This window comes from Peribacillus sp. SIMBA_075 (assembly GCF_046534585.1).
This window is the reverse complement of record NZ_JAWRYN010000675.1, coordinates 1-269: the sequence shown is the minus strand read 5'-3', so window position 1 is coordinate 269 and position 269 is coordinate 1. Positions and strand designations below refer to the sequence as shown.

At 52.0% G+C, this 269-nt stretch carries 1 protein-coding gene; it reads left to right on the top strand.

Annotation, left to right across the window (positions count from 1 at the left end; all coding sequences use genetic code 11):
* Positions 1 to 20 precede the first annotated feature (20 nt).
* Positions 21 to 269 (top strand): beta-N-acetylglucosaminidase domain-containing protein (locus tag SB775_RS29890; RefSeq protein ID WP_410864871.1); only part of this gene is annotated, 249 nt, incomplete at its 3' end.

Here is a 269-nt window from a genome sequence, read left to right as displayed (position 1 = left end):
CGGGCTTTGCCGTTCGCGGTGTGATTGAAGGCTTCTACGGAACGCCCTGGACGCATGCGGAGCGGCTAGACATGATCGACTTTTTGCAACGCTATGGTTACAATGCGTATTTTTACTCTCCAAAGGACGATTTGTACCTGCGAGAGAGATGGATGAAGCCACACCCGGGGTCAGCGCTCGTGCAAATAGAAGAGCTGATCGCAAGGGCAAACAAAGGCTGCATGCATTTTGTATATTGCCTCAGTCCAGGCCTTAGCATGGAGTACAGC